The following is a 635-nucleotide window of genomic DNA, read 5'->3' as shown; positions in this document are numbered from 1 at the left end:
TCCATGAGGCTCTCGACGCGTCCGGGAAGAAGTGGGAGGTCACCGAGGTGGTCGGCAAATGGGATGACGGCGTGGCGCAAAAGGCCTCGGCCGACGCCATCGCAACCAACGGCCCCTTCGACGGCGTGACCGGACAGGGTGGCGACACCGGCATCGTGCAGGCGATGATCGACGCCAAGCATCCGTTCGTGCCGTTCGGCGGCGAGACCGAGAACGGCTTCCGCAAGTTCTGCGCCGCGCATGCTGCGGACGGGCTGAAATGCTCATCGGCCGGCACAGGTCCGGCCCAGGTGGCGGTTGCCATCAAGACGGCGATTGCCGCACTCGAAGGCAATGTCGTTCCGCAAGCGGTCAAACTGCCGCTGGCGATTGTCGAGGATCCAAACTTCAAGGCCGGTCAGGATTTCTTCCCCGACCAGTCCGACAATTTCTTCGTCGGCAACTCCTTCCCGACCTGCGGCATCAATTTCACGGCGCAGGAAATCATGGGCCAGACCAAGGCGGACCAATAGGCAGCATACAAGGCGCCGCGGGAGCTCCCGCGGCGCCGGCCACTCGATATCCCTGGTCGTCAAAAGTGCCTCGGGAGGGCCGATGGACGGTATGGTTCCTCTCTTCCGGATGGAAGGCATATC

Annotated in this window: 1 pseudogene; it reads left to right on the top strand. The window is 63.3% G+C overall.

What is annotated here, in order from left to right:
• Positions 1–512 (top strand): annotated as a pseudogene (locus tag EOD15_RS35195) (ribose ABC transporter substrate-binding protein); the annotation flags it as partial.
• Positions 513–635: the final 123 nt, after the last annotated feature.

This window comes from Mesorhizobium sp. M7A.T.Ca.US.000.02.2.1 (genome assembly GCF_003996995.1).
GTDB lineage: Bacteria > Pseudomonadota > Alphaproteobacteria > Rhizobiales > Rhizobiaceae > Mesorhizobium.
The sequence above is the reverse complement of the archived record's forward strand: the minus strand, read 5'-3'. Positions and strand labels throughout refer to the sequence as shown.